The sequence below is a fragment of the Hwanghaeella sp. genome (assembly GCF_965227365.1).
GTDB lineage: Bacteria > Pseudomonadota > Alphaproteobacteria > UBA8366 > Aestuariispiraceae > Hwanghaeella.
The window spans coordinates 1,742,907-1,768,555 of record NZ_OZ245754.1 but is presented as its reverse complement, the minus strand read 5'-3'; the positions used below and the strand labels follow the sequence as shown (position 1 = coordinate 1,768,555).

The window sequence follows — 25,649 nt, the reverse complement described above, 5'->3', positions numbered from 1 at the left end:
CACCGCTAATCCAGAACAAGTATCGGAGCGCCCAGCCGCGCCCGATCAACCGTTACCCCCAGTCCGATGCCTTCCGGCACCGCGATCCTGCCATCCTGCCTGACCGGTCCGTCATCAGCCAGCCTGGGGGACACATATCCCGACAAATCGCAAACATTCAAAACGAAACGCGGATCTGTAGCGGCGCCGAGATGCAGCGCGGCCGCCGTCGCTATATCGGATCCCCACGTGTCTTCCACGCACATTTTTACACCAAGATGCAGGCACAGGTCGCGGGCGCGCCGCGCGGCGGAAAGGCCGCCGAACTTCGACAGTTTGATCGCCGCGGCATCGACACATCCCAAAGCACCGGCATGCAGCAGGCTTGCAGCATCATGGACATTCTCATCCAGCTTCATCGGCAATCCGGTAGCCGCCCGCACGCGTGCATTCTCCTCGAGACTGCGGCACGGCTGTTCCAGCATGACATCCAGGTCCCGAACGGCCCGGCCGACCCGTGTCGCGTCCAGAGACGTCGCTCCGCAATTCCAATCGCCATAGACGATGGGACCGGCACCGACGGCCTCCCGCACCAGTCGCAGGCGCGCGACATCCGCTTCCCAGTTCGCATCCGCGCCGAGCTTGGCCTGAAACTGCGTCATGCCGGCCGCCTGCGCGTCCTTCGCGATCCTCGCCATTTCCTCCGGCTCGATACAGGTGATGGAGTGGTAAAGCGGCAGCCGCGCCTGCCGCAACCCACCGAGCAGTCGATAGAGCGGCATCCCGGCGCCCTGCGCGGTCAAATCCCACAAAGCGATGTCGATGGCAGATTTCACGTATCGATGATCCTGCAACCAGGCATCCATGCGCCCTTCCACCGCTTCCGGTCCGACCGGATCGGCGCCAAGCAGGACCGGCCCCAACTCCTCGATTGCCGACGCGACGCCGCGGGCAAAGGCCGGCAGATAATGCGGGATAGGGCATACCTCACCCCAACCGGTCAGGCCGGTATCCGTTTCGACCGACAGAACCGCGGTCTCGACCGTATCGCAGGTCTTTCCCGCCGCCATGTGATAAGTCACATGACTGGTCAAAGGCACCAGCCAAACAGTGATTCGCGCGATCTTCATATGGTCACCACGATATTGCCGACATGGTTTTTCTCGATGAAGGCGGTCTGTGCGGCCCGCAATTCGTTCAGCGGATAGGTCGCGGCGACAAGCGGGCGTAGCTCGCCCGCTTCGATATACCCGACCAGATCGCCGAAAGTCCCCGGCGGGACGACGGTCGCACCGGTGAAGGTCAGGTCTCGCAGGTAGAAGGTGCGCAGGTCGAAAGAAACGATCGGACCCGCGATCGCGCCGGAACAGGTGTAACGCCCTCCCCTGGCGAGAGCATCGATATAGCTGGGCCACCCCGGTCCCCCGACAACGTCGGCGACCACCGTGACCGTGTCATGGCCTGTCGCGGCTAGAAGCGATGCCTGCAGATCCTTCGGCGCGCGCGGCAAGACCACGTCGGCCCCCGCCTTTCTAACACTGTCTTCCTTAGCAGGACTGCACATCGCAATGGCCGTCGCACCGCGGCGGCGCGCCAACTGGATCAGGGCAGAGCCGACACCACCCGACGCACCGGGGATCAACACACGGTCGCCGGCCTTCACGGCGGCGCGGTTCAACATGTTCTCCGCCGTCACATAAGAGGTCGCGAAACTGGCGAGTTCCGCGTCGCTCATCCTCGACTCGACCGGATGCACGTTGCGGAAATCAACCACCGTGTATTCCGCATAGCCGCCGTCGCACTCGCTGCCGTAATAACCGGCCCTGTCCATGTTCAGGGGATCGGTCCAGTCTCGCAGCCAGGGATCGACCAAAACCCGTTTACCGACCAGCGCCGCCGGTGCCTTCGCGCCCACCGCTTCGACCACGCCGCAGACATCGGCGCCCTGGATCCGCGGAAAGGTGATGCTGGCGCCGCCCCAGGTCGCATCATCTTCCTCGACGCCTTCCAGCGCCTCCCCCGTCGTCGCCTCGCCCGTGCCCTTGGAATACCAGGCGGTGCGCGTGTTGACGTCCGTATTGTTTAACCCGCAGGCCGCGACCCGGATTAGAACATCCTCGTCGCCCGGGACCGGCTTCGGCCAATCCTCGTGCCATACCAGTTTGTCCATGCCGCCATGACCGGTCAGTACCATCGCGCGCATATTCAACTCCCCTTCGGCTATTCCGCGGCGGTCCTCACCGCATCGGTCCGGGGCAGGTGGCTGGCCGCGTCATAGGCCGGCTGCCCGAGCACCTGCGCCGCACGCGGCACACCATGGATCACGACTTGCAGGGCGGTGCCGGGCTCGGCGAATTCCGGCTTCAGATAGGCGAAGGCCAGGATCTGGCCGACAGTGTGTCCGAAAGCGATGGAAGAGGTAGTGCCGACCACTCTGCCGTCCTTCAGGACCGCCTCCCCGCCATGTCCGTCGACCTCGCCGTCCGGTTCGACCATAAGATAGGCGCAGACCCACGGCAGATCCGCCTCGGCAGAGGCGACCGTTGCTTCCTTGCCCAGGAAGTCCTTGTCCAGCTTTACGAAGCGCATCACGTCGGCTTCCGGAAGCGTGACCTCGTTGGTCAACTCGCCTGCCCCCTTGAACGCCTTTTCCATACGCATCGCGTTCATCGCAAAGCTGCCGTAATCGGCCAGTCCATGAGGTTCGCCCGCCGCCCATAGGGCATCGTAGACCGCCAGTGCCGAGGCGCGCGGCATGTGCAGTTCCCAGCCCAATTCACCGGCATAGGAAAGACGCATCGCCCAAACCGGATGACCGGCGATGTCGATTTCCTGTGCGGACATCCAGCGGAAATTGGCATTGTCCAGGGCCGCCCCGGTGCAGGCCGATAGAATATCGCGGGAGAGCGGCCCGTTCAGGGTCAGCGCCGCCCAACCCTCCGACAGACAGGCGATGCTGACATCGCGCCCCGCCTTGTGACCGTTCAGATGATCCATCAATCGCTGTTCGAAGAAGGCTGCACAGACCAGATAGAACCGGTCTTCGGCCAGGCGGACGACGGTGGCCTCCAATTCGATCCGGCCGCGGCGGTTGAGCATATGCGTCAGCGCGATGCCGCCCACCTTGCGCGGCAGACGGTTGGCGACCAGGGGCTCCAGGAAAGCTTCCGCCTCCGGACCCGAAACCTCCACCTTGGTGAAGGCGGAAGTATCCATGATCCCTGCGCGCTCACGCACGGCCTTCACCTCCGCGCCTACAACGTCATGCACCGGCGTGCGGCGGAAGGAATAATAGTCGCGCTGTTCCACATCGCCGGTCGCGAACCAGCGCGGGCGTTCATGACCAAAGACTTCCTCGTAAACCGCGCCCTTTTCCTTCAGGCGATCGTATAACGGCGACGGCTTGATCGGCCGCCCGGCCAAGCGGTTGAAATGCGGGAAAGGGATCTCATGGCGCAGGCAATAGTCCTCCTTCGCCTTCACCATCTGCCAGTCCTTGGTCGCATAGGGGCCGAAGCGCCGCGGATCGAATTCGCGCATCGAGATATCCGATGCCCCATGCACCATCCAGCGCGCCAATTCCCGGGTCAGACCCGGCCCCCAGCCGATACCGATCTGGGTGCCGCAGCAGCACCAGTAGTTTTTGACGCCCGGCGCCGGGCCGATCATCGGGTTGCCGTCCGGCGGATGGCTGATCGCGCCATGCACGACACGCTTGATCCCCAGTTCCGCCAAGACCGGCATCCGGTCCAACGCGTTTTCAAGCCAGGGCATGACGCGTTCGTAGTCGGCCTCGAACAATTCGTTCTCCGCCTCCCAAGGGCAGTGATCCTCCCAGACCGTGTTCGGGTTTTCCTTCTCATAGATTCCGATCAGGCCCGACTTCTGCTCCATCCGAATGTAGCCGGAGACCAGCCTGTCGTCGCGGACCACCGGCAGTTCGGTATCAAGGTTTTGGAATTCCGGTACGGTGTCGGTCACGAAGTAGTGGTGGGTCATGGAAGTCATCGGCAGGATCAGCCCGTTCCATTCCCCGATCTGCCTTGCATAGGTGCCGCCTGCGTTCACCACATGCTCGCACCGTATTGCACCAAGCTCTGTCTCAACCACCCAGTCGCCGCCAGGTTCCTGCCGGATATCCGTTGCGCGGCAGCGGCGGACGATCTTGGCCCCCAATTGCCGCGCGCCGGTGGCCAGCGCCTGGGCGATACCGGTCGGGTCGGCATGGCCGTCATCGGGCGTGTGCAGCGCGCCGAGCACGCCGTCCAGATTGTAGAAGGGATGCAGTTCGGCGATCGGGTCCGGTCCGACCAGTTCCGCGTTGAAGCCCAAGGCGCGGGTCACGCTCAACGTGTGGCGCAGCCAGTCCATCTCGTCCTCGGTATAGGCGAGGCGGAAGGAACCGCAGCCGTGCCAGGTGACGGACTGGCCCGTCTCCCTTTCCAGAGCGCCGGAATAAAGATCGATATTGTAGCCGACGCATTTCCCGATTCCGAAGGAACTGGTCGATTGGGTAATCTGCCCCGCCGCATGCCAGGTCGACCCGCTGGTCAGTTCGGCCTTCTCCAGCAGGACGGTGTCCGTCCACCCTTCATGCGCAAGATGATACACCAGCCCGCATCCCATGATGCCGCCGCCGACGATCACGACGCGGGCCTGTTCCGGCAAGTCTGCAGCCATGGCGCACCCCTTTTGCGAAATCCGATCTGATGATGTGAAAACCTGTCGACACGGTAATCAAACATTTGTACCATCGTCAATCATGAATGACACGAACGTTTCATCCCTAACCTCGAACGGCGTCCTGGAAGCCCTGGCCGCCGAGTTGGAACAATTGACGCCGGAAACCCGCAAGGCGGCGACCTATGTGTTGGAGAACCCCAACGATGTCGGCGTCTGTTCGATCCGGGAAATGGCATCCGCCGCCGCGGTTAAGCCGAACACGCTGGTGCGCATGGCCCGCACGATCGGCTTTGACGGATACGACGATTTCCGGGAACCGTTCCGGGAGGAGATCCGGCGCGGCAACCTGAACTTCCCCGACCGGGCTCGCTGGCTTCAGTCCCTGAGCCAGACCGGACAGCTGGGCGGCCTGTATGCCGATATGGTGGAAAGCGCGATCCGCAATATCGAGGCGACCTTCGCCGGGACCGACGCGGAAAGAATGAAAGCGGCGGCGGACGATATCGTCGCCTCCCGCAACACCTTCGTCCTCGGCGTCGGGGTGAACAACAGCAATGCGCGGAATTTCGCTTATCTGGCCGACATGGCGTCGTACAACATCTGGGCCATCCCGCGGTCAGGCGGCGTCGCCTCGGACGATCTGAGCCGCGCCAACGAACAGGACGTGCTGATCGCGATTACCTGCAAGCCTTATCGCACGGAAGTCGTCGAGGCCGCCGCCCTGGCCAAGGAACAGGGGGTGAAGCTGATCGGCATGTCGGACAGCCCGGCCTCCCCCATCGTCATCGGCGCGGACCACGCCTTCGTCGTCAGTTCCGACACGCCGCAATTCTTCCCCTCTTCCGTGGCCCTGATCGCGCTTCTTGAGACCCTGATGGCCTTCGTCATCGCCGATGCGCCGCCGGAGGTCATCGACAGCATCGAACGTTTCCACGAAAGACGGCACCGACTTGGCATCTACCAGCCCTGAACCGGGATAATCGATATGACCGCACACGCCCTGCCCGCTTTCTACTACACGGACCCCTCGATTTTCGAGAAGGAGCGCAAGGGTCTGCTGTCCCGGACCTGGCAATTCGCCGGCCATGTCGCGGAATTGAAACGGCCGGGCGACTACTTCACTTTCGAAATCGCCGGGGAGAGCCTGTTCGCCATACATGGCCGCGATGGCGTCATTCGCACCTTCTACAATGTGTGTCAGCACCGGGCGCATCAGATGGTCTCGGGATCGGGCCGCAAGAGGCTGCTGGTCTGTCCCTATCACGCCTGGTCCTACGATCTGACCGGCCGTCTGAAATCGGCCCCGAACATTGATGCGGTGAAAGGGGTGAACCGGTCCGCGATCTGCCTGACCGAGGTGCGAACCGAAATCTTCAACGGCTTCATTTTCGTCAACCTGGACGACGACGCCCAGCCGATGGACTCCTGGTATCCCGGCGTTCGCGAGGCATTGCGCGATTACGTACCGAATATCGATACGCTCGAGCCGCTGGAATGGGTCGAGGTGCCGGAAACCTGCAATTGGAAGGTCTCAGTCGAGAATTATTCCGAATGCTACCACTGCAACCTCAACCATCCGACCTTCTCGACCGGCGTGATCAAGCCGGAGACCTATGACATCAGCAAGCAGGATGGTCATGTCCTGTGCCACACCACGGAATGCTCCGGGCTGGATGCGATGACCTATCCGGTCGATCCGGACAGCAACCCGCACGCGGTGGAATACCGGTCCTGGTTCCTGTGGCCGCTGTTCTCGTTCCAGGTCTATCCGGGCAATGTCCTGAACACGTATCACTGGCGTCCCGCCGGGCATGACGCCGTCACGGTCTGGCGCGGCTGGTATACGGAAGGCGGCATGGATTCCGAGACCATTCGCCGGCTCTCCCTGCAGGATCGCTCCACGACCGTCGAAGAGGACATCCAGCTGGTCGAATCCGTTCAGCGCGGCCTGCACAGCAGGGGGTACAGACCGGGCCCGCTGGTCATCGACCCGAAAGGCGGCGTGCAATCGGAACACTCGATCAGCGCCCTTCACAATTGGCTGTTGGACGCCATCGCCGAGTGATCGGGCTCCGCCTTGCAAAGGGCGCGCTACGCCTGTACCTGCATCCCGCTGGCAGGTGCTATCCCCTTTCCGCGCCGCACAAACAGGGCTAGACTTGGAGCATGGATGGGGGGACATCCTGACGAGAGCCATATGACCAAAGGCGACGCGCCGCCCACGAAAAAGGCCCTCGGGCCGGAAACACCATCCAGACACAGGCGCCTGCCGTTGCGGCTGCTGTTGGTCGGTGTGTTCACGCTGGCGGCTGTGGTACCGCTGGTCCTTTTCTGGGTTTGGTCCGAACAGACCGCTTTTCAGCGACAACTGGACGACGTGAAGGACCGGCATGTCCTGCTGGCCAACAATGTCAGCGCCGCCCTGCAACGATACCACCGCGATCTTGCCACCGATTTCCCGCTGCTCGTCCGGTCCAGCCTGGACGGCGCGCCGATCCCCGGCGCCGCGAAGCTGATGGACAATCTGTCGATTTCCTTCATCTGCGTCATCGACCTCAGCGGCAAGGACCCGCCGCTCAACCCCTATGCCGCGACCCATCCCTGCCCGGACGTCAAGGACGGTCTGGACCCGACCACGATTACGCCCAGGGCCGAACGGTTGGAAACCGTCTTCAGCGGAGTGACCGCGGACGCGGCGGGTAATCCTGTGATCTACCTGACCTGCCGCATCGGCGACAAGCTGGCGATCGGCGCGGTAAAGACCGACTATATCCGCTCTCTCGGCGCGGCGATCAATTTCGGCGTGAAAGGCCATGCCGCCATCGTCGACCAGACCGGATCCGTCCTGTTCCATCCCCGCCCGGCCTGGATTGCGGAGCGCAAGAACCTGGCGAAGATCGATCCGGTCAAACGCATGATGGCCGGGGAAACCGGGATTTCACTGTTCTTCTCGCCCGCCGTGCAGGCAGACATGGTGGCGGGCTTCACCGCGGTGGCCGGCACCGGCTGGGGCGTGATGATCCCGCAGCCGATCTCGGAATTGCATGAAGCCGCCGCGAAGGCGAACCAGTCGGCCATTCTGGTCCTTGCCGCCGGCCTGATCCTGGCTGTCGCCGCGGGCTGGCAGCTGTCGCTCTCGATGATCGCCCCCATTCGCGAAACCGCCCTGGCCGCGCGCCGAATGGCGGCCGGGGAAAAAGGCGTCCGTGTCGGGACCGAGCCGTCGCTGCTGACCCCGTCCGAATTCCGCGATCTGGGCACTCAGTTCAACGACATGGCCGATGCCGTCGAACGCGCCAGGGGTGAGTTGCACGAGGCGCTGGTCGAGGCCGACCTGGCAAACCAGACGAAATCCCTGTTCCTGGCCAATGCCAGCCACGAATTGCGCACGCCGATGAATGCCATCATCGGCTATAGCGACGCCATGGCTCAGGGAATTTACGGACCGGTTCAGCCCGCCCGTTACGGCGCCTATGCGGACGCCATCCGGGGCAGCGCCCAGCATCTGATGCGCCTGATCGACGACATGATGGACATTTCCAGGATCGAACACGGCAGCCTGTCGCTGCATGAAGAGACGGTCGATCCAGCCCAGCTGCTCGACCGCGTCATGCTGATCGTCGAGAGCGGTGCGCGCGACAAGCGCATCACGGTCAGCCGCGAGGTCACCACGCCGAAGGCGATCCGCGGCGACGAACACCGCCTGACGCAAATCCTCGTCAACCTGGCCAATAACGCGATCCGTTTCAGTCCGACCGGCGCGCGCGTAGCCATCACGATAAAAGACAGCGAAACCGGCGGGATCAGCCTTGCCGTCACGGATACCGGCCCCGGCATGCCCGAGGAGGACATCCCCCGGCTTCTGGAGCCGTTCCAGCGCGGCGATCAGGCAAGCGAACGGAATTTCGAAGGGTCCGGGCTGGGGCTGGCCATCGTCAGGACATTGGCGAATGCCCACGACGCGCAGTTTGAGATCAGAAACAAACCGGGCGGCGGCCTGACCGCCACCGTAACCCTGCCGCCGGACAGGGTGGTGCCCCGAGAGATCTGACAGAGAAATCCGACCCGGGAAAAAGATCCCTGGCCCGTGACTGTTTCGATTGGGGAGATGATGGTCGGGGCAGCAGGATTCGAACCTACGACCTCCCGTCCCCCAGACGGACGCGCTACCAGACTGCGCTATGCCCCGACGCGGCGGCTGAACCGCGGATAGAGCGCGGTTCTACTGTCTCGTTTGACGGTTTGCAAGGACGGTTTGCCGCATCGGTGACGGCAAATTGACGATCGCGGACAGATCCCGGTCCCGGACTAACGGGGGAATACGGTATCCAGGCTGAAATCGTAGTGGGTCAGCCCGTCGTGATGGCATTTGGACAAATGGGTGAAATCCTGGCCATGCCAGTCACGGCGACCTAGGGCCGTGCGGATTTCCTCGACATTGTCGCGGTCCACCGCTTTGAACGGGACGCGAAAGCCGGTACCGATGTCATCATAGAAATCCAGACCGTTGAAGTGGTCCAACAGCAGGACCATGACGATCCCGCCTTCCAGGAAATGACCGCCGACGACGGCAGAAAAGGTTCCGTTTTCGATTCCGTCCAGGGCCCGGTCGTCGAACGGCCCGCTGACCAGCCCCATGGCAGGCGCCAGTCGATTGCGCGCCATTGCGTTCCAGGAATCGGAAACCGCCAACCCCAACGGCAGGTTCGCGGCCCAGATCGCCTGGGTCGCGGGATAGCGGCGGATCAGGCCTTCCGCGACTTCCTTGCCGCGTTCATAGCTCCAATCCGTGAAAACGAATTGATTGAGTGCCGCGAGCCCCCCCGAATCCCTTACGAAACGCTCCAACCCTTCACGGCGGTACAGGCTGGAACTGGCCAACTGGTTGCCGCCCAGCGCCGTGATCGTCACCGTGCCTTCGGCTACCCGGCCAAACCGCTCCCTGGCCGCCTTGTCGACGGCTTTCGCCAACAGGAAACCGGCTTCTTCGTCGTCCGCCCGGCTTTTCAGAATCCAGTTCTCGTACCGTTCGCGCGGCATGCCGATCTCGGCCAGGTCTCTCCGGCCCAGTTCGGAATTCAGGGTAACGATCGGCACGCCATGCCAGGCCGTTTCCTCCATGAAGGCCCGCACCGCGCCAAAATAGGGGAGAACCGCCACATAATCGGGTTTCGAGGGCGCGGAGAGCGCCGCACGCAGACGTTCCATGTAGTCGGAACGGTCATTCGTTGCCGCAAAGATCACCGAAAGGTCGACGCCGATGCTGTCGGCGACGGCATCGGCGAATTCGCCATAGGGGCCCCAGAATGGATTGTCCGCCCGGTCCGGCAGGAACAGAAGCACAGACGGCTTCCTGCAGTCCGAACCGTAGGCCGGTGCCAAAAACGCGAGGCACGGCAACGCGCAAAGAAGCAAGCAACGTAGAAAACGCATAGGGCGGACCCGACTTATTATAACTTCCTGCCAACGGCCCCTTACTCCTCCCGCCGCTTTGGCCGCAACCTAGTTCACGAATGTTACTTACTCCTTAACCGCAGGAAAAAATTCACCATGGTTCAATCGCCGGCAACCCGACGTGCGATCCGGCCCAGAACGGCGAGCCCACGCCCCGACCCGCCGCCTGGTTTCTTGTCCTCGCTGCGCTTGTAGACATAGAGCCCGAGCACGGAGAGCGCGACCGACCACATGACCGACAGATCCGCCAGGGCAACGATGACCGCGGAAGCCGCGCCCGGATCGGTGACGATGACATAGACCACCGCCGCCATGGTCATGCTCCAACTGAGGATAAGCGCATAGCCCATGGTCGGCCGCATCCGCCGCACATAAGGATCACTGTTCGCCGCCTCCGCCCGGATGGTCTCGTTCACCGCCTGCAGGCGCTTGGTTTCCTCGCCGTATAGGGCGATGGCGCGTTGCGCGGTCTGGCGCTGATATTCCAGCAGCAGAGCCGGATCGGCTTCCAGGGCCTTCAGCGCCGCGCCGTCCTCATCCTTGCCGGTGACCGACCGGGCGACCTCGGACGCCACCCGGGCAACCTTGGCGGCGGTGCTGCCATCGCCCCCGGACGTTCCATTTTCGAACAGCCCGACCAGCGCCGGCGCGGCAGAGATCAAGGCGGTGAGGATGGGAAGGATCATCGGTCTCTATCCTGTATGGTGATGCTCAGCCCGCCCCGTTCGGCAGAATCCATGACCGCGCGGGCAAGACGGCGATAGGCATCCCGGCTGGCCTGCAGGGACATATCGCCCGCCCTGGTCAGCGCCCCCTCGCCCACCAGGATGCACCCCGCCGTATGCGCGTCGGTATTGCCGGTATGAAGATAGATCCAATCGAAACCGGGAACGTCCTGCAGCCACAGCATGCCCTTGTGAAGCGAACCGTATCGGGCCCGATATGCCGGATGCAGCGCGCCCTGCCGCCGCAACCGGACCGCATAGCGCCCGGCGGGGATACGCGTTTCTCCGGGCCGTTTTTCGGTTCTGAATTCATCCTCCAGCGTAAAGCATTGGAACCGGTCTTCAACGAACAGGGCGCCGACCGTGGCCTCCCCGTCGGACACAAGGCGTTCGAGCGTGAGCTCCATCGCACGTCTCCTTCGTATCGAGTTTTTTGGTAATGAGAGGAAGCGAAACGGGGGCGGCGGCCGCGTTCAGCCGCCGGCGCGGGTCAACATGTCCCAGGCCACCGTGGAAATCGCGCCCAGCAACGCGAAGGTGACGACGCCGAGGGCGACCATGATCGTCCGGATCAACGCATCCAGCCGGCCATGCAGGCGGGCGGCAGACAGTCTGAATTCCGTGCGCGCTTCGGTCACGGTGTGGAACAGCCGTTGAATGTCGCGCTGGATTGCCTCGTGCCGCTCGCGGTCACGATCGTCATGGGCCCGGGCCATGCCGGCCAGCGCGTCCTGCCCCGCCTCTACCCGCGCCGCCCGCTCTTTCGCCTCCGCGGCCACGGCACGCGCCTCCAAATCGATCGCAACCGCATGGGCACGCGGCGTCATGATTGTTCCTTTCTGCGCAGGAAGTTCATAAGAAATGAAACACGAAGAGGCACCAATGGTTACACTGTCGATTCAACCCGCAGCCTGCACTACAACTGTTCATATTCGGAGGGTTTCAAACGTCAGTGCACGCGCCAACAATCGCTAGCTCAAGAAAAAAGAGAGAATCTAATACTGAGCGTTAATAGCGTAGCGCACGACGGTGTTAATGACGCGTGTCGGAGGATTCGTCCTCGCGATCTGTAATGGTTCGAATATGTTGACCATCTCGAATTGATCTATCAAATGGCCGCCTTCGCCGGCAGCAAAGACACCAATAGTCGCCCCTTCGTATCGCTCATTTCGATAACTTCCACGCGACAAGATGCAATTCTTCGATCGCGACGAGAAATTGACTGCGACTCCTTCCCCTGCCTCTTTTCCCAAGTAATTCGCTTGGGCGTAGATATTCCTAAATTCTACATCCAATATCTTGCAGTTCTCACCATTCACCTGAACTCCAATCGCATACCTTGCGTTTGTTACTCCGCTGATATCGGAAATGCTTCCCCCTCGAACGGTGACGTTATTTCCTTCAATTTGCACTCCCATGTATCGAGCAGAGATATCAACATTCTCAATTGATGAGTTATCCCCATCAAACCGGACCCCTGCCCAGAACCCAGAAACTTGGCCATTCTTGATACTAGAACTAGGGGCTAAGAATCTTACGCCATAGCCGGCTGCATTCCCGGTCTGATCAGTTTTTATCTTGTACCCGTGCAAATCCAACAAAGCTGGGCCGGTAAACACCACCCCATCCCCTTGCTCCAAAAGAATGTCCGCTACGAGCTGATATTCCCCACCACTGTAGGTTCCCGCACCAGAGACAATGCCCTGTGCGCATAGGTTAAATGGTAACAAAGCAAACAATAACGCGAGAAAATGCTTCATTGACTTATCGCTCTGTATCCAACCGAACCGATCAAGACGACGGAACCTAGTGATGGTATTTCAGATGCCACAATCGCGGTTGCGGATTGCCCCATTCCGCACGCTTCAAGCCTCAGGTGATCAGATCCTGCCGAGACATAAGTCAGAACTTGACTATATCCTGGCTTGTTTATCCCACCCCAACGCAGACCATTAGTTGCACCGTTAGCAATATTTCCACTCGCTGAAAACGGTAAACCTGCAATTTGACAGTTTCCACTTGACGTAGAATGCGAAAATGCCGAGGTCACGATCTCGAAGGTGGCGTGGACGAAATCGCCTATGCGGAGATAGGTGCCGTTTTGCGCCGCGTAGGAGACTGACAGATCGCCCGGATTGGCGAAGGTGAGTTGCGGGGTCCAGGTGCCGGTGGTTTGGGACGAAGCGGGCGGCGCGGCGGTCCAAGCGCCATCGGCATAGGTGAGGAGATCGCCGTCGTCCGGCGTGAGCGCGGCGATGGCCTCGAGATCACCGTTGAGCGGTTGCGCCCCCAACGTGCCTAACGCCGCCGCCGCGTCCTGGTCGTCCAGCAGGGTCTCCATGAAACCGGAAACGAGCGCACCGGTGCCGCCGGGCGCCGCGGCGATCAGATTGCCGGCGGCGTCGAAGCCGGCGAGCCGCCCCGCCCGTTCCCCGGCCGGCGGCAACTGCAGGGTGCCGTCCGCATCCGTATCCGCCAGCCGCACCGACCGGCCGACCTGGTTGGACAATTGCTGCGCCACGGCGGTCAGGCGGTCCAATTCGTTATTGATGACCGAGGCCCGAAAGTCGCCGGACTCGGAAAAGTCGGTCGTGCGTTTGATCGCCACGTCGCGCAGCAACGTGACCGCGACGCCATCGCCGGGCGGTGTCTCGAAGGTGACGGTGCCGCCAACGCTCTGTCCCGCCCCCGTCACCGTGTAGCCGGAAGATTCCGGCACAGCCGAGGCCCCGAGAAAGACCTTCAGGTCCTCATCCTCGAAGATGGGGAATGTAAAACCGAACTGCGTCTGCACACCGTCCCCGAGATAGCGGATTCGGGGTTCGACATCGCCGATCTTGATATGGTCGTTCGTCATGGTTTTCCGTCCGCTTAGAGTGATCCGCCGCCGAAGACCTGCGTCAGGTCGCGCCCGAGCCCCTGAATATCGTCGAACAATCCGAAGGCTCTTTCCGTTCGGTCGCGGCGCGATTTGCGGCGCAGGGCGGCGATCCGGCTGCGGGAATTAGCATCCAGCGCCGCTTGCCGTCCGGCGAGCGAAGTAAAGACGGCTTGGCTTTCCCGGTTGGCCGCACCGGCGATCCCCGCCTTGGCGCGCGGCCCGACCCGGCCGCTAATTGCGATCCCGGCCAGTTCGCGCGCCCGGCGCCGCTCGGCTTCCGCCCGTTTCTCCTCCAGGCTCAACTGCCCCACCAGACGGTCGGTCCGGGCCGATTGCATCGCCGCCGCCATCTCAGCGTCCTCCGCCTTTGCCCGGCTGCGGTCGCGCAGCAGGCCGATCCCGGCATTGGCCAGGCCCGCCCCGGTCCCAATACCGGCCAGGCCGCTTCCCAATCCGGCTAGACTGGCCCCGCCGGTGGCCGGCGCGGCGGCCAGCGACACCAGGGGCAGGATCACTTTTCCAGCACCCGATCCCATCGAACTCTCCTTGTTGAATTAGGCTGTTGGATCTCGCTATTGGCCGACTTCCGCGACCGCTGACAGGAAAGTCGCGGGCAGAGTCCCAGAGGCGATGAAGCTCGCCCCCTGCCCCCGGTTCCACCCCAGAAAGCGCCGCCGCTTGCGGCCGCTGAAAGGTTTCGGGGCCTCGTCGAGCCGGAATTCCCCGAAACGCCGGAAATTCATCGGCCTGCCGTTCACGGCGAAGGGATAGGCGTCCTTCAACTCCAGGGTGACCGAGATCAAGCGATGTTTCTGGCCGACCAGGGTTCCGTCGGCGATCTGGGCCTCCACCGGCAAGGGTTCGACGACCCAGTCGAAGGAAAGGCCCGCCTCGATCTCCCGCGCGGGGAACGGCACGCCGCCATCCCTGACCTGGACCGCGCCGCCGGTGACGGTCGCGGGGTCGCGCAGCGCCCCGTCCGCAAAGATCTGCACCGTCATGCCGTCGAGATGGTCCAGCCCCGTCAGTACAACCGTCGGTTCTTCGAACACGCCCTTCACCGAGCTGTCGAACATGCGGGCTGGATCGTGCCTTTCGATGAAATAGCGGTCGACGTCCCCGATCCGGCGACGGATCAGGAAATAAGCCGTATTGCCGACCACCGCGACGCGCAGCACCGCATCGACGCCGGAACTGCCGGGACTGTCCCACAGAGTCCAGCCGGCGACTTCCTGCCGGCGCAGGGAATGGTGGATCGCGACCGTGCCGTCGCCGTTCACGACGAAACGGTGATGGGCGCCCCGGACGCCGTCCGACGCCCGCGCGGCCATGTCGACCGGCCGGCGCATCACGCCGGCGGACAGGATGTTCAAATCATCGGCGATATAGAAGTCGCTGCCGACATCGAAGACCACTTCCGCGCAGCCCACCGCGCGCCCCGCCCCATCCGCGGTGACACAGACCACCGCGCCGTCGCTGGCGACCGGTTTCACCGGGGCGATCGGCGTCGGGAAATGCTTGCGCGGATGAAAGTTCCCGACCGTCACCGGGCTGTCGTCTGTCACCCGGTTCACGAAGACCCCGCCGGAGGTGAAGAAGAACTGATCGCCCAGCGAGTGAATATGCGAGACGGCATTGACCTGACTGCCGACCAGATCGTCCTCGACGAACTCGTCATCCAACCGGTCCTTGGTCTCGAAGAAATCGAACAGGTCCACCCCGCCCGACGCCGATCCCCAGACCCGCTGCAGCAAATCCCTGGACCCGCCCCAGAACGAGCGATTGCCGTCCAGATGCACGGAACGCGGATAGCCCTTGGCCGCGGACCAGGCCGTCTGCTCAACACTCCACCCGCCCGGTTCGGCCGCGTCCGTATCGTCCAGGTCCTCCTTCACGGTGCCGGTGACCTGAACACCCGATGCGATGGCGGTAATGGCAATCCGCCCGCCGTTGATACGCACGACGTCACCGACCGAGGCGGCGGAGAAATCGGCCGCCGTGCTGGTCACCGTGACTGTGCCGGTGGTGCCGCTCGGCGTGGCCGTGCCCGCGGTCGGCCCGTTGAAAGGATGGGTCGGCAGGTTGCGGAAGGCGATCGGCCCCAGGGCCCAGTTGGTATGCGATCCCTGGCGCTGCAGCTGCTTCGGTTCGACCGCTTCATGGGTCAGCAGCATGGTATCCAGCGATTGGTCGAAATCGACGGCATCCAGTTGCGAGGCGTCATAGGGCGTGGCGACTTCCGCCTGCAATGCGTCGTCCTTGTAGATCCGCACCGCGCCGTCCAGGAAGGCCAACAGATAGATCTGTTCCAGGCGGAAATGGAAGGCGGCGAGCCGCGCACCTTCGGAGGCGATGGCCGGCAATTCGGCGACGAAGGCCATCCCGCCCCGGCGCGAAATCGGGCCGCCGATCACGCCGATCATGTTCCGGGCCTGACGCAGCCCGCCCGGATAGGCCTTGATGTCGCGGCGGCCCAGCAGGTCCTCGTCGATGATGCCCTTGTCGAAACTGAATTGGGTGATGAAGGCGCGCGCAACCATGATCAGCCCCTCGCCTCGATCAGGGTGAAATCCTCGATCCGCTGCGGGGACTGTCCCTGGGCATCGGCGGTCTTGGCCTGTTGGAAGGAATGCTCGGCCAGTTTGTGCAACAGGTCGGCCCGGGCCGTGTTCTCGGTGATCGGCAGACAGAATTCGGCTGACAACCGGTCGGTCAGGGCCTTGTCGAAATAGGGCGGAAAGGCGCTTTCCGAGGGACGGAAGATATAGGTCAGCACCGGCATTTCCACATTCGTGTGAATGCGACGTTCATGGATTCGGAATGCCGCCCCGCGGCCACTGGCGGGGTATCGCCCCTCCCCACTCACTCCCAGGGAAAGCGAACGCAGGAAGTCCGCCGGCAATTGATAGGCGAAGGCGAAATCCGCTACCGGCGTCCCAGATAGCTGGGCCAGCACCCGCTGCGCCGTCGCGAAGCTCCAGGGATAGGCGCTCAACAACCCGTCCCGCACCACCGGATACAGCGCGCCGGCGATATCCGCCTCGGCGGTGCCTTCCTCGAAGGCGGTGATCGGTTCCGCCCCCAGACGGATCAGCGCATTGCCGCATAGGGCAATATCGGACACGGCCATGATCGGCCCTCCTCGAAGAATGATGGAACTGTCGGAAAAATGGGGCGGAGGCGGCACCGTGGCGCGCCTCCGCCGGGATGCCGCGTCAGCGGTTGGTCTGGACGCCCCAGACGATACCCGCGGTAATCGCGCCGCCGGGCGACGCGCCGGGCGTGCCGACCGTGTAGTTCAGACGGAAATACCGGCGGCAGTGGTTCGGTAGATGGGCGATCGGAAACTGATAGCCGCGCACCAGATCGGCGACCGGCACCGTCATGCTGGCCAGAACCGACACATCCGAACTGAAGGTCGGATCGCCGCTGGTCTGCAGGTCGACGGTCAGGTTTGCCATATCGCTGAAATCGGACGCCACCTGGATCAGCAGCGGCACCGGTGTTCCGGGCCCGACATCTCGGTTGGCGCCGAAATCGATGAAGTCGTCCGACGGCCCGGTCGCGGTGACCTCCTGCGCATCGGAAAGCAGCAATTCGCTGTCGAGGATCATTTCTATACTCCTTGGAATGGATGACCGGGGGAAGCAGGACCGAATGCGACCTAGACGTCCGCCGGCACCAGGGCTTCGGTGTTCTTGATTGCGCGGACGCGGCGGATCGGCGCGCCCAGGAAGCTGACCACCTTGCGGCCCTCGAAGGTCTCCAGTGTCAGGTTCACGTTCTGCTGCGACTTCGCCCGCTTGTGCAGGGCGACCTGGACCTCGCGGTTGCAGTAGATCGCCATGGTCCCGCTGGTGTCGTCGGTGCGATAGAAGGCCTCCAGCATGAAATCCTCGATGGCCAGGTCCCCGGCCCGCATCGCCGCGACATCGATATTCGCGACCCGCGAGATGGCGCGCCAGTCCTTCACCACCAGGCCGATATCGTGCTTGTAGTGATCGCGATAGGCCCGATAGGGATTGCCGTCGCTGTCCTCCACCGTGTCCAGGCCCAGATCGTCATGGCGCAACCCAGCCTTCGATCCCTTCGGGTAGATGAAATGCGCCGTGCTATCGCCCCATTTCACGAACCAGATGGAGGTATTGGCGTCGGCCGTCACGCTGCCCGCGTCGATCACGTTGAAGCTGGACTTGGTATCGTCCGCGTCCTGATAGGCATCGTAACGCGGGGCGAGCCCCATGAACTTCTCCGGCGCGACCGCCGTGTCGCCATAGATGAAGGTGGCGGCCATTTCCTGGCCCATGGCCTCAAGATGCGCGCGGCTTTCGATGATCCGGAAGCGCTGCGGCAGGACCTGCTTGTCGACCAGGTCGCGATCATGGCTGGAGAAGCTTTCCAGCATGCCGCAGGTATCCCGGACCTGCTGGGTCGTGGATTTCGAGACCGGCACGCCCTTGTACAGTTTGCGCCAGGTCGTCGACGGCAGGCCCGTGCGGACGGTGGAAATATGGCTGGCCCCGTCATTCGCCGGCATGGCATGGGCGTCGAGCATGATCTCGTTGGTCTGGGACAGCAGCTCGGCGATGATCGCTTCCCGCGACTCGCCGGATGCCGACCGCTTGAAGCCGTCGGCCAGGTTCAGATAGGTGTCACCGATTTGCGGCATGTTTTACTCCTTGCGTGGAAAGACGGATTTCGAGAACTGGAAAGTCACAGCCCGCACGGCGGCGTGGTTGCCCCGTAGAGCACCTCTTCGGCGGAACGCGGCGACGGGCCACCGGATGGACTGGGATGCGGGCCCGGCGTCCGTTCGCCGATCGCGGATTTGATCGCACGCATCAGGGCCAGGCCGTCGGCGAAGGAGAAGACCTCCTCCAGCATCTGCCCCAGATCCGGGTTCTGGCGGATCGCGGGGGCCAGCAGGCCGGCAGCCCAATCGACCACCGGGCGGGCATTGCGCTGTGCCGCCTGCAACGCTTCCTCGTCGTCCCGCCCCTGCATGGAAGCGGGCGCGAAGGCATCGATGAAGGACTTACGCTCGACCTGTTCCGCGTCCCGGTCGCGCTCGGCGTCTTCCGCAAGACTGCGATAGAACCCGGCCGTCAATTCGTCGAAGTCGTGCTGGGACAGCGCCCGCTGCTTCGCCCAGGCGGCTGCGGATTTGTAGAGCGGATGCTCCGTGTCGGGCTGGATGCCCATCTCGGCAAGCTCGGCCGGCACCGTCAGGCTGTATTCCGGCGCCCCCTCGCCCTGCCCAGATCCGTCGCCGCCATCCGGGTTGCGCGCGACCAGCGGCTTAGCGGCCGAATCCGGGTCGAAGGAAGCGGGGCTCATCCCCACGGCGGGGTCGAGCGGCGGCGTCAGTGACTGCTTGTCTCTATTCATCCTCGTTACCTCGTTGCACTAGGGTTTCGATCAGTTTCACCAGTCGTCGCTGCCCTTCGGCATCGCGCAGCTCTTCCGCCGGCGCGGTCGCGGGCAGGCATCGCTCGACCGTCAAACGGCGCAGAAAGGTGAGCGCCCTCTCCCCGTCCCGCCCCTTGAAACAGCGGGCAAAGACGCGCGCGATGGCCTCAGGGTCGGACGCGGCTTGGGACGGATCACGCGCCGTCATCCAGCGCCTCCTGCTGCCGTTGAAGGTCGACCTCGGCCAGTTCCTGCGGTGTTCGGACGAGATCCGGCGGGAAGCCCGATTGCTTCAGCCACCAGCGGGCGAAGTCATCCATCTTGACGGAGCGCAAGACCTGTTCCGGCCCGGCGAACTGCGCGATTGCGCCGATGCCGTTGAAACTGTTCCGCGCGGCAATCTCGTCCTGGACCCGCACCATCGGCGATGTCGGGACCAGCCGGACGGCGCGGTCGTCGACATGAACGGGCGGGATGTAATAAGGGCTGCCGGCCATGGAATGATGGCCGAGGATATGCAGACAGCGCCGCACCAGCCGGTCGTAGCATTCGTTCAGCAGGCGCAGGGTCTGGGGAATTTCGACCGCGGTCTGATCCGCCCGCCGCTCACCCAGTTCGAAGGCCGTGCGCACGCCGTCCGCGGCCGGCGGCAAATCGGGCCCCTTGATGGCATTGCGGATGCGCTGCTGCAGGTCCTTCAGGATCAGTTGCGAGACGTCGAACCGGCCCGGCGCCTCCAGGGGTGTCAGACCGGCAGATCCCACCGCCTTCGGAATGATGGTGCCGGGCGCCAGGCGGATATTGGCTGGGTTCAGCACGCCGTCGTCTTCCGCCTGCCAGATCCCGCTGACAGCGATGGAGGCGTTCTTCAGAACCAGTTCGACGATCTTGTTCGCGGTCTTGATTTCCGGCAGGGCCTTCAGGACCGGGCCGCGCCCCATCACCTCGCCCGGCGCCTTGTCGACGCGGAAGGCGATGGTGCGTTCGGTTTCCAACCGGTCGCGCAGGATCGCCTCGCCATCCTCCAGCAGCCAGACCGACCAATCGACATAGGCCGGCTGCCCGGTGGCGGCATCGCCCGGGACCCAGATATTGGCCTCCAGCACCTGGACGGTCTGGTCCGGGTCGCGATCCCTTTCCCGCCGCAGGCGTTCCGGCAGGCGTGCCGACGGATAACGAACCGCCATCTCACGCAGCCGGACCTGCTGCTTGATGAAGACCGTGCGGGGAATGCCGTCGGGCGCTTCTTCCGGCACCACGCGGGCGATCGGTACCGCCTCGAAGTTCAACGGGTTTTCGGGCGAACCGAAATTGACGTTGATGCAACCCAGAGAGACATAGGCCTCTCTCAATGCCGGGGCGATTTCGGTATGGAAATTGGACACATCGAGGGCGTCGTGAAACCGCTCCACCGCCGCCGCGCGAACCCTTTCCAGCATGGCATCCGCCTCACCCGTATCGTCCTGCACGTCGGATTTCGGGCTTTGGATCGACATCCAATGCTGAAACGGGGGAAACAACTGCCCGTGGGTGCGCGCCGCCTTCTCATCCAGGGCATCCGCCCCGGTGCTGTCATAAAGGGTGATCCGCCGGTCGGTGCCGCGCTCCGCCTCGCCGCCGTCATCGCCGCTTTCGAATTCCGGCAGCGTGTGGCGATAGGCATCCTTCAGGATCGCGTCCCACCGACGGCGGCGCTGTTCGGCCAGCCGAAAGCGCGTCAGCACCGCGTCACTGCCGGTCTGATCCCCGGGCGCGGGAACGGATTGGTTCGTCTCCATGAAAATCCTCGATCTGGAAGTCGGTCAGACAGTCTCGAGACCCGGCGATCAGCCGAGCGTATCGGCGCCCCGGTCGCCGTCCTCGACGCCGGCAAACCCGGAAAACAGCAGTGGGCGGCGCTGGCCCCGTCGGCGCAGATTCCGAAGCCGGGCGTCATTCGCCTGCTTGGTGCGCTCCCGTTCCTGCTTCTGCATGTCCAATTGCTGCTTCAGCACATCGTCTTCCGGCGATGGCGGCGGCGGTTTCGGGGCACTGAACAATCCACCCATCGTCTTTCCTTTTCTGAAGGTGTTTTCCCTGAAAGGCTTTTCCGGCAAGCCGGTCCCGTGGCGCCGAAAGGCGCGTCAAACCGTGTCTTGTCTTCGAACTAGCCGGCCGCGTTACAGCCGACCTGGTCGGCCCGGTTGGATTAGTCGGCCCGGCAGCCGATCCATCGGTACAGTTGCCACGGAGTCAGCACCCATACGGGCGGCCGCAATCCCGTGGCGTGTTTCACGACCTCGACACAACTGAACCAGGGACGCAGCACCAACCCGGCAGGATAGAGTTGAGGCACGTCCAGGACGCGGACCTTCCCGGCCCGGGCCAAATGCTCCACATAGGCGGCATAGCCGCTGGTCCCGTCGCCGTTATCCAAAACCTCGAACACGTCCATGCGGGCAGAATTCGGATTAACGATCAGCCAACCGCCCTCGTCCGCCACCAAGGGGCGCATCAGGAAGCAATGCCGAAATCCGGGCTTCAGCAGATGCAGCAATCGGTAGAACGCTCTCTCCCGCCAGCCGCAGGTTTTGGGATCCAGCGGTTCCGGGTCGCAAAAGACGATCCGCCAGGATAGACCCTCGCTGGCGCCGACGGTTTCCGTTTCGAACCTGTCAGTCATTCCAAACCTCGAAATCCGTATTGGCGGCGAGCGTTCCGTCGCGTGCGCTGGAAGCCCGGCTTCGAACCGGCTGAGCAAAGGTGAGCGCCAATGCATCGCCGGTATCCGGTGAGGCCAGGCCGCGCAGTTTCATATCCGCCTTGCGTTCCAGCTGGATTACGTTTTCCCGCACGAAGGAATATTCGGGCCCCGTCAGGTCGTCGGCCAGTTCCCGGTCTTCGGGCAGACATCCGGTCTGCAGCCATTTCCGCATCTCGCCCCACATTTCGGCCCGGCGGTTGGCGTATTCCGTATCGCGCAAAGCTTTCGACCCGAACAAAACCTCGGTGACCGGGAAGTGCATGCGCCGCAGGGCATCGACAACCCCGCCCCCCACGCCGCCGCCATCAACGAAGACCGCGTCCGGCTGCCAGCGATTGATCCGCTCGGCCACATGCTGGGCGACTTCCCAGGTATCCTTGTTGCGGAACTTCACAACATCCAGCACCGCGCGTCCCTTGCGCACCAGGATCACCGACTGATCGTCGCCATAGCGCGCGACATCGACACCGATCACCACCGGGACAAGCCGCCCGCCACCCTCATCGGCCGCGGGCACCCGCGCAATGGCCGCCTCCACGTCGGCCGTCGCGATGAACTGGTTCGGTCCCTTATGTGGAAAAACACCCCTTACACGAACCCGGACGAAATCCGACTCCTCGCCGTAATCAGCAATCCAGCCGGCAATCTGCTCCTTGTTCGTCAACCGCGCCTGGCGGCTATCCACCTGCCGGCGGATCCAGCGATGGCGAAAGCGATGAAAGCAATCCTTGAACCGGCCCTTGTTGCGGGTCGGGTTGCCGCAGACGAACCACAGGATTTCCGTATCCTCGTCGGTCAGCGCGCCTTCGGCGGTTTCCCAGACGCGATCGTCGATGGCGCTGGCTTCGTCGAAGAACAGCGCGATGCGTTTGCCGTGATTGTGCAATCCTGCGAAGGCTTCGGTCGCGCGCTCGTTCCACGGCACCATGTCGACGCGCCAGGTGTTCTGCAGGTCCTTGTCGGCCGCGCTCAGCGCCGTGGCGCCCAGTTTCAGCATCTCCCGTCCCTGCATCAAGCGATGCCATTTGCCGACCTCGACCCAGGTTTTGGTCCGCAGCTGCCGTTCCGTATTGGCGGTCACAACGCCTTTGGACTCCGCCCGCGTTGAAATCGACCACAGGATCAGCCAGGAGACCAAAGCGGACTTGCCGACGCCATGACCGCTGGCGATCGCCAGACGGATCGGCTCCCGGCGTCGCGGCCCACCCGACCGCAACGCATCGGTCAAATCCGACAGCACGTCCCGCTGCCAATCGTCGGGCCCCGCATGGCTTCGTAGTTCGCCCTGCCCCCAGGGAAACACGGCCTCGACGAAAGCGAGCGGATCGGCGGCATGCCGTGCCAGATCGTCCGGCACGGGCACATCGACACCCACCATGTCGGCGGACGATACGGCGGCGCGCTCCGTCATCAATCCAAACCGCCCAGCCAGTCCCTCAGCGAGACCGTCGCAAAACCGGCCTCGAGGTCCTGGACCTCGGCATTTCGTGCCTTCCAGGCGGATGCGCTTTCGAAACACCGGCGCGCATGATCCGCGCAATACGGCGCACGGCCCGGCAGGCCCGAAACGACCGGTTTGCCGCATTTGCAGCTGTCGTCCCCCGTGACCGGTCCGTCGATCCATTGGCACCCGGCCCCCGTCCGCGCCGACACGGCCGGTGACAGATCACCCTCACATTGGAAACGATGCGATATGCTTGGAAGAAAAGTCATTAAATTCCACCATCCTTTAGCGTGATTGGAATTTACATACACATCGACAAAACGTCAAGAATTTTTTTCCATACCCAAATTCCAATGTCTGGGGCAAGTTCTCCACGCTCTTGCCAATCAAGAGCCTGATCCGGTGTGTGCACTTGTCTGTTTCGCCTGGAAGTCGGATCCAGCGGCCTGCTGGCCATCGCTTTGGAAACCGGTGACGGGACAGGCGCGAACGGGCGACAGGCACCGGCGGCATGAGCGGCTTTTCACCTGTCTGTATGGGGACGGTACGTTTTATGGAAGATTGGGCAGACCGCTTGAACATGGTGGCGGGAATGCGCGGCATTTCCATCGCGGAACTGGCACGCCGAACGGGCGCCTCCTACGAGCGGGTGATCAAATGCGCCCAGGGCAAGGTCGCCCAGCCACGCGGCACCTTGATGGCGGACATGGCACGGGAATTGGGCGTGCGGTTGGCTTGGCTGCGCTATGGCGAAGAACCGATGGAACCGGAAGGCGCGCCGGAAGACAGCACCCTGCGCTATCTGAAATCCTCCACCATCGCCGGCGCGCACAAGACCGACACGCCTGCCCCTGCAACCGAAGGCTGGCCCCGTGATCTCCCCGTTTCGGGGACGCATCCGGCAGGCGGGAACGGCGCAATGACCCTTTCCGAGGATCCCGTCGAACTGGTCCGCCGCCCGCCGGGTTTGCAAAGCGTGCCGGACGCCTATGGCTTCTACGTTCTGGACGATACGATGGCGCCACGCTATCCGAGCGGCGAGTTATGCCTGGTCCACCCGCACCGGCCGCCCCGTCCGGGCGACGATGTCGTCGTCGAATTGACCGCAACTGCGGACGAGCCCCCGATCGCCTATCTGCGCCGCTTCCTGCGTCAGACGGCCGACGAGATCGTCTGCGCGCAATTCGATCCACCAAGGGAAACGAGCTTTCCGCGCGAGAGGATCGCCAGCATCCACAAGGTGATGCCCTTGCACGAATTGCTGGGCTTCTAGGCTCCAGCCGAAACAGTTCGAGCCCCGGCGGCACGCCCAGTATTCAGGGCAGATGGAACCGGGCGGCGGCGCACACCGATTCCCAATTCCCCACCCCTGAACCGGTCCTAACCCCCCGATTTCCGGGCGCCGGTGCAAGTAAGCGGCCCCGCCATCTGTCAATTTTTCTTGTTTTTTCCATTTTCTGGAATTATAATTCCGACATTCAGGCCAATCACGATCACTCATCGGATGGAGGCCCGCATGCGCGAAGGCGCAGGAAATTCCGGAAATTCCATACGTCCTTGGGCGGCGAAACGTCTTACCGGTGCGTCGGCGGAGGATCTGCGAGGCAGCCTGCGCCAGGCGCAGGACCGCCGGCATATTTTACGCCGAAGTTCGGACAGCCCGACCAAGCGCCTGCTGCTGGCGCGAGAGGATTGGTTGATCCGGTGCCTTACGGAGGAGTTGGCCGCCCGCGAGGCGGGATCGCGGCCCCTTCGGGCTTAGCGGGCACCGTATCAGTGAAGCACGGCCTTGGCGGATGCCTCACCCACGGCGTGACGTTCCGGCAAGGTCAGCCATCCGGTCTTCATGCGCACCAGTTCGTCGATCATGTCCCAGATGGTCAGGAAAGCATCCCGACCGATCGGAAAGGAAATCTGCCGTTGATCGGTCAGGCCGAAGACAAGACTGACGCGGTCTTCCCCCTCCCCCGTCCGCTGCGGCGTGACCGTGACCCGATTGACCAGCAGCGGGGCGGCACCGAGTTCCTGATGCGGCGTTCCCGCGTCATACGGTGTCGACTTGTCGGCCGCCTGAACCGCCGCGTCCTTCTGAAACGCGGCGATTTCCTTCTTCACCGAGGGATCGGCGGCACCGGGGCCGCTGGTCGCTGCCGATATTCTTCCCGCCAAGTCCAGGAACCCCAAGGTTAGGCGCCGGGTGAACCACAGGTTCATCTCCTGCCCGTCGGCGAATGTGCCGCTGAACAGAATTCGGTCCTCGACCTCGGAATAGGAAAGTTTGAACTGAACCCGTGGCGCCATCGCAGCCGCTTCTCCGGTCTTATTGTCAAT

27 protein-coding genes and 1 tRNA gene are annotated in these 25,649 nt (G+C 63.1%); 5 read left to right on the top strand and 23 right to left on the bottom strand.

What is annotated here, in order from left to right:
- Positions 1 to 5 precede the first annotated feature (5 nt).
- From ACQK2G_RS07930 to ACQK2G_RS07920, 3 genes are read right to left on the bottom strand one after another with little or no spacing between them, the layout of a single operon-like run.
- On the bottom strand, positions 6 to 1,109 hold the full coding sequence (locus ACQK2G_RS07930; protein ID WP_425404487.1) for a mandelate racemase/muconate lactonizing enzyme family protein: 1,104 nt from the start codon (positions 1,107 to 1,109) through the stop codon (positions 6 to 8).
- A complete protein-coding gene (locus ACQK2G_RS07925; RefSeq protein ID WP_425404486.1) occupies positions 1,106 to 2,182 on the bottom strand; it encodes an alcohol dehydrogenase family protein in 1,077 nt (358 codons plus the stop codon). The genes ACQK2G_RS07930 and ACQK2G_RS07925 overlap by 4 nt, the downstream gene beginning before the upstream one ends.
- A 17-nt stretch (positions 2,183 to 2,199) precedes the next feature.
- Entirely contained in the window at positions 2,200 to 4,659 is a 2,460-nt protein-coding gene (locus ACQK2G_RS07920; RefSeq protein ID WP_425404485.1) for an FAD-dependent oxidoreductase, read from the bottom strand.
- Positions 4,660 to 4,741: 82 nt separating this feature from the next.
- Between ACQK2G_RS07920 and ACQK2G_RS07915 the strand changes: the two genes are divergently transcribed.
- The 3 genes from ACQK2G_RS07915 (at position 4,742) to ACQK2G_RS07905 (ending at position 8,713) form a co-directional block, all read left to right on the top strand.
- Positions 4,742 to 5,632: a MurR/RpiR family transcriptional regulator gene (locus ACQK2G_RS07915; protein WP_425404484.1), complete on the top strand. Its 891-nt coding sequence runs from the start codon at positions 4,742 to 4,744 to the stop codon at positions 5,630 to 5,632.
- Between the two features lie 15 nt (positions 5,633 to 5,647).
- Positions 5,648 to 6,727, top strand: a complete 1,080-nt coding sequence (locus ACQK2G_RS07910; protein ID WP_425404483.1) for an aromatic ring-hydroxylating oxygenase subunit alpha — start codon at positions 5,648 to 5,650, stop codon at positions 6,725 to 6,727.
- A gap of 132 nt (positions 6,728 to 6,859) precedes the next feature.
- Entirely contained in the window at positions 6,860 to 8,713 is a 1,854-nt protein-coding gene (locus tag ACQK2G_RS07905; RefSeq protein WP_425404482.1) for a sensor histidine kinase, read from the top strand.
- Positions 8,714 to 8,774: 61 nt separating this feature from the next.
- Here the strand turns inward: ACQK2G_RS07905 and ACQK2G_RS07900 are convergent.
- The 19 genes from ACQK2G_RS07900 to ACQK2G_RS07810 all read right to left on the bottom strand — a co-directional run bounded on the left by ACQK2G_RS07900 (position 8,775) and on the right by ACQK2G_RS07810 (position 23,587).
- Positions 8,775 to 8,851: transfer RNA gene (locus ACQK2G_RS07900), tRNA-Pro, on the bottom strand.
- A 119-nt stretch (positions 8,852 to 8,970) separates the two neighbouring features.
- Complete coding sequence (locus ACQK2G_RS07895; protein ID WP_425404481.1) at positions 8,971 to 10,005, bottom strand: substrate-binding domain-containing protein; 1,035 nt, start codon at positions 10,003 to 10,005, stop codon at positions 8,971 to 8,973.
- A gap of 212 nt (positions 10,006 to 10,217) precedes the next feature.
- The gene (locus ACQK2G_RS07890) at positions 10,218 to 10,802 is read right to left on the bottom strand and encodes a 3TM-type holin (protein WP_425404480.1); all 585 of its coding nucleotides are present in this window, start codon (positions 10,800 to 10,802) and stop codon (positions 10,218 to 10,220) included.
- Positions 10,799 to 11,248 carry a DUF5675 family protein gene (locus ACQK2G_RS07885; RefSeq protein WP_425404479.1) on the bottom strand — a complete coding sequence of 150 codons (450 nt, stop codon included), beginning with the start codon at positions 11,246 to 11,248 and terminating at the stop codon, positions 10,799 to 10,801. The genes ACQK2G_RS07890 and ACQK2G_RS07885 overlap by 4 nt, the downstream gene beginning before the upstream one ends.
- A 66-nt stretch (positions 11,249 to 11,314) precedes the next feature.
- Complete coding sequence (locus tag ACQK2G_RS07880) at positions 11,315 to 11,668, bottom strand: hypothetical protein (protein ID WP_425404478.1); 354 nt, start codon at positions 11,666 to 11,668, stop codon at positions 11,315 to 11,317.
- Between the two features lie 168 nt (positions 11,669 to 11,836).
- On the bottom strand, positions 11,837 to 12,601 hold the full coding sequence (locus tag ACQK2G_RS07875; protein ID WP_425404477.1) for a hypothetical protein: 765 nt from the start codon (positions 12,599 to 12,601) through the stop codon (positions 11,837 to 11,839).
- The gene (locus ACQK2G_RS07870; protein ID WP_425404476.1) at positions 12,598 to 13,698 is read right to left on the bottom strand and encodes a hypothetical protein; all 1,101 of its coding nucleotides are present in this window, start codon (positions 13,696 to 13,698) and stop codon (positions 12,598 to 12,600) included. Before ACQK2G_RS07870 ends, ACQK2G_RS07875 begins: the two co-directional genes overlap by 4 nt.
- Positions 13,699 to 13,712: 14 nt before the next feature.
- Complete coding sequence (locus tag ACQK2G_RS07865) at positions 13,713 to 14,258, bottom strand: hypothetical protein (RefSeq protein WP_425404475.1); 546 nt, start codon at positions 14,256 to 14,258, stop codon at positions 13,713 to 13,715.
- Between the two features lie 36 nt (positions 14,259 to 14,294).
- A complete protein-coding gene (locus ACQK2G_RS07860) occupies positions 14,295 to 16,262 on the bottom strand; it encodes a hypothetical protein (protein ID WP_425404474.1) in 1,968 nt (655 codons plus the stop codon).
- A 2-nt stretch (positions 16,263 to 16,264) separates the two neighbouring features.
- Positions 16,265 to 16,852 (bottom strand): hypothetical protein, encoded by a 588-nt coding sequence (locus ACQK2G_RS07855; protein ID WP_425404473.1) that lies wholly within the window; start codon positions 16,850 to 16,852, stop codon positions 16,265 to 16,267.
- A gap of 85 nt (positions 16,853 to 16,937) precedes the next feature.
- A complete protein-coding gene (locus ACQK2G_RS07850) occupies positions 16,938 to 17,336 on the bottom strand; it encodes a Bbp16 family capsid cement protein (protein WP_425404472.1) in 399 nt (132 codons plus the stop codon).
- Between the two features lie 50 nt (positions 17,337 to 17,386).
- The gene (locus ACQK2G_RS07845; protein ID WP_425404471.1) at positions 17,387 to 18,391 is read right to left on the bottom strand and encodes a major capsid protein; all 1,005 of its coding nucleotides are present in this window, start codon (positions 18,389 to 18,391) and stop codon (positions 17,387 to 17,389) included.
- Positions 18,392 to 18,435: 44 nt separating this feature from the next.
- Positions 18,436 to 19,110 (bottom strand): hypothetical protein, encoded by a 675-nt coding sequence (locus ACQK2G_RS07840; RefSeq protein WP_425404470.1) that lies wholly within the window; start codon positions 19,108 to 19,110, stop codon positions 18,436 to 18,438.
- Positions 19,103 to 19,339, bottom strand: a complete 237-nt coding sequence (locus tag ACQK2G_RS07835) for a hypothetical protein (RefSeq protein ID WP_425404469.1) — start codon at positions 19,337 to 19,339, stop codon at positions 19,103 to 19,105. Before ACQK2G_RS07835 ends, ACQK2G_RS07840 begins: the two co-directional genes overlap by 8 nt.
- Complete coding sequence (locus ACQK2G_RS07830; protein WP_425404468.1) at positions 19,326 to 20,909, bottom strand: portal protein; 1,584 nt, start codon at positions 20,907 to 20,909, stop codon at positions 19,326 to 19,328. Before ACQK2G_RS07830 ends, ACQK2G_RS07835 begins: the two co-directional genes overlap by 14 nt.
- A 48-nt stretch (positions 20,910 to 20,957) precedes the next feature.
- Positions 20,958 to 21,179: a hypothetical protein gene (locus ACQK2G_RS07825; RefSeq protein ID WP_425404467.1), complete on the bottom strand. Its 222-nt coding sequence runs from the start codon at positions 21,177 to 21,179 to the stop codon at positions 20,958 to 20,960.
- A 140-nt stretch (positions 21,180 to 21,319) separates the two neighbouring features.
- Entirely contained in the window at positions 21,320 to 21,793 is a 474-nt protein-coding gene (locus tag ACQK2G_RS07820; RefSeq protein ID WP_425404466.1) for a hypothetical protein, read from the bottom strand.
- Positions 21,786 to 23,285, bottom strand: a complete 1,500-nt coding sequence (locus tag ACQK2G_RS07815; RefSeq protein WP_425404465.1) for a terminase — start codon at positions 23,283 to 23,285, stop codon at positions 21,786 to 21,788. The genes ACQK2G_RS07820 and ACQK2G_RS07815 overlap by 8 nt, the downstream gene beginning before the upstream one ends.
- On the bottom strand, positions 23,285 to 23,587 hold the full coding sequence (locus ACQK2G_RS07810; protein ID WP_425404464.1) for a hypothetical protein: 303 nt from the start codon (positions 23,585 to 23,587) through the stop codon (positions 23,285 to 23,287). The genes ACQK2G_RS07815 and ACQK2G_RS07810 overlap by 1 nt, the downstream gene beginning before the upstream one ends.
- A 284-nt stretch (positions 23,588 to 23,871) precedes the next feature.
- Here ACQK2G_RS07810 and ACQK2G_RS07805 point away from each other — a divergent pair, with 284 nt between their 5' ends.
- Entirely contained in the window at positions 23,872 to 24,591 is a 720-nt protein-coding gene (locus tag ACQK2G_RS07805) for a helix-turn-helix domain-containing protein (RefSeq protein WP_425404463.1), read from the top strand.
- A gap of 243 nt (positions 24,592 to 24,834) precedes the next feature.
- Positions 24,835 to 25,080: a hypothetical protein gene (locus tag ACQK2G_RS07800; RefSeq protein ID WP_425404462.1), complete on the top strand. Its 246-nt coding sequence runs from the start codon at positions 24,835 to 24,837 to the stop codon at positions 25,078 to 25,080.
- An 11-nt stretch (positions 25,081 to 25,091) separates the two neighbouring features.
- On the opposite strand, the gene ACQK2G_RS07795 is transcribed toward ACQK2G_RS07800, so the two are convergent.
- Positions 25,092 to 25,619, bottom strand: a complete 528-nt coding sequence (locus tag ACQK2G_RS07795; protein WP_425404461.1) for a hypothetical protein — start codon at positions 25,617 to 25,619, stop codon at positions 25,092 to 25,094.
- Between the last annotated feature and the right edge of the window lie 30 nt (positions 25,620 to 25,649).

Excerpts from the sequence above, each read along its gene's own strand:
- ACQK2G_RS07930 (WP_425404487.1), bottom strand. The coding sequence starts at position 1,109 with ATGAAGATCGCGCGAATCACTGTTTGGCTGGTGCCTTTGACCAGTCAT.
- ACQK2G_RS07925 (WP_425404486.1), bottom strand. The coding sequence starts at position 2,182 with ATGCGCGCGATGGTACTGACCGGTCATGGCGGCATGGACAAACTGGTA.
- ACQK2G_RS07920 (WP_425404485.1), bottom strand. The coding sequence starts at position 4,659 with ATGGCTGCAGACTTGCCGGAACAGGCCCGCGTCGTGATCGTCGGCGGC.
- ACQK2G_RS07915 (WP_425404484.1), top strand. The coding sequence starts at position 4,742 with ATGAATGACACGAACGTTTCATCCCTAACCTCGAACGGCGTCCTGGAA.
- ACQK2G_RS07910 (WP_425404483.1), top strand. The coding sequence starts at position 5,648 with ATGACCGCACACGCCCTGCCCGCTTTCTACTACACGGACCCCTCGATT.
- ACQK2G_RS07905 (WP_425404482.1), top strand. The coding sequence starts at position 6,860 with ATGACCAAAGGCGACGCGCCGCCCACGAAAAAGGCCCTCGGGCCGGAA.
- ACQK2G_RS07890 (WP_425404480.1), bottom strand. The coding sequence starts at position 10,802 with ATGATCCTTCCCATCCTCACCGCCTTGATCTCTGCCGCGCCGGCGCTG.
- ACQK2G_RS07885 (WP_425404479.1), bottom strand. The coding sequence starts at position 11,248 with ATGGAGCTCACGCTCGAACGCCTTGTGTCCGACGGGGAGGCCACGGTC.
- ACQK2G_RS07880 (WP_425404478.1), bottom strand. The coding sequence starts at position 11,668 with ATGACGCCGCGTGCCCATGCGGTTGCGATCGATTTGGAGGCGCGTGCC.
- ACQK2G_RS07875 (WP_425404477.1), bottom strand. The coding sequence starts at position 12,601 with ATGAAGCATTTTCTCGCGTTATTGTTTGCTTTGTTACCATTTAACCTA.
- ACQK2G_RS07870 (WP_425404476.1), bottom strand. The coding sequence starts at position 13,698 with ATGACGAACGACCATATCAAGATCGGCGATGTCGAACCCCGAATCCGC.
- ACQK2G_RS07865 (WP_425404475.1), bottom strand. The coding sequence starts at position 14,258 with ATGGGATCGGGTGCTGGAAAAGTGATCCTGCCCCTGGTGTCGCTGGCC.
- ACQK2G_RS07860 (WP_425404474.1), bottom strand. The coding sequence starts at position 16,262 with ATGGTTGCGCGCGCCTTCATCACCCAATTCAGTTTCGACAAGGGCATC.
- ACQK2G_RS07855 (WP_425404473.1), bottom strand. The coding sequence starts at position 16,852 with ATGGCCGTGTCCGATATTGCCCTATGCGGCAATGCGCTGATCCGTCTG.
- ACQK2G_RS07850 (WP_425404472.1), bottom strand. The coding sequence starts at position 17,336 with ATGATCCTCGACAGCGAATTGCTGCTTTCCGATGCGCAGGAGGTCACC.
- ACQK2G_RS07845 (WP_425404471.1), bottom strand. The coding sequence starts at position 18,391 with ATGCCGCAAATCGGTGACACCTATCTGAACCTGGCCGACGGCTTCAAG.
- ACQK2G_RS07840 (WP_425404470.1), bottom strand. The coding sequence starts at position 19,110 with ATGAATAGAGACAAGCAGTCACTGACGCCGCCGCTCGACCCCGCCGTG.
- ACQK2G_RS07835 (WP_425404469.1), bottom strand. The coding sequence starts at position 19,339 with ATGACGGCGCGTGATCCGTCCCAAGCCGCGTCCGACCCTGAGGCCATC.
- ACQK2G_RS07830 (WP_425404468.1), bottom strand. The coding sequence starts at position 20,909 with ATGGAGACGAACCAATCCGTTCCCGCGCCCGGGGATCAGACCGGCAGT.
- ACQK2G_RS07825 (WP_425404467.1), bottom strand. The coding sequence starts at position 21,179 with ATGGGTGGATTGTTCAGTGCCCCGAAACCGCCGCCGCCATCGCCGGAA.
- ACQK2G_RS07820 (WP_425404466.1), bottom strand. The coding sequence starts at position 21,793 with ATGACTGACAGGTTCGAAACGGAAACCGTCGGCGCCAGCGAGGGTCTA.
- ACQK2G_RS07815 (WP_425404465.1), bottom strand. The coding sequence starts at position 23,285 with ATGACGGAGCGCGCCGCCGTATCGTCCGCCGACATGGTGGGTGTCGAT.
- ACQK2G_RS07810 (WP_425404464.1), bottom strand. The coding sequence starts at position 23,587 with ATGACTTTTCTTCCAAGCATATCGCATCGTTTCCAATGTGAGGGTGAT.
- ACQK2G_RS07805 (WP_425404463.1), top strand. The coding sequence starts at position 23,872 with ATGGAAGATTGGGCAGACCGCTTGAACATGGTGGCGGGAATGCGCGGC.
- ACQK2G_RS07800 (WP_425404462.1), top strand. The coding sequence starts at position 24,835 with ATGCGCGAAGGCGCAGGAAATTCCGGAAATTCCATACGTCCTTGGGCG.
- ACQK2G_RS07795 (WP_425404461.1), bottom strand. The coding sequence starts at position 25,619 with ATGGCGCCACGGGTTCAGTTCAAACTTTCCTATTCCGAGGTCGAGGAC.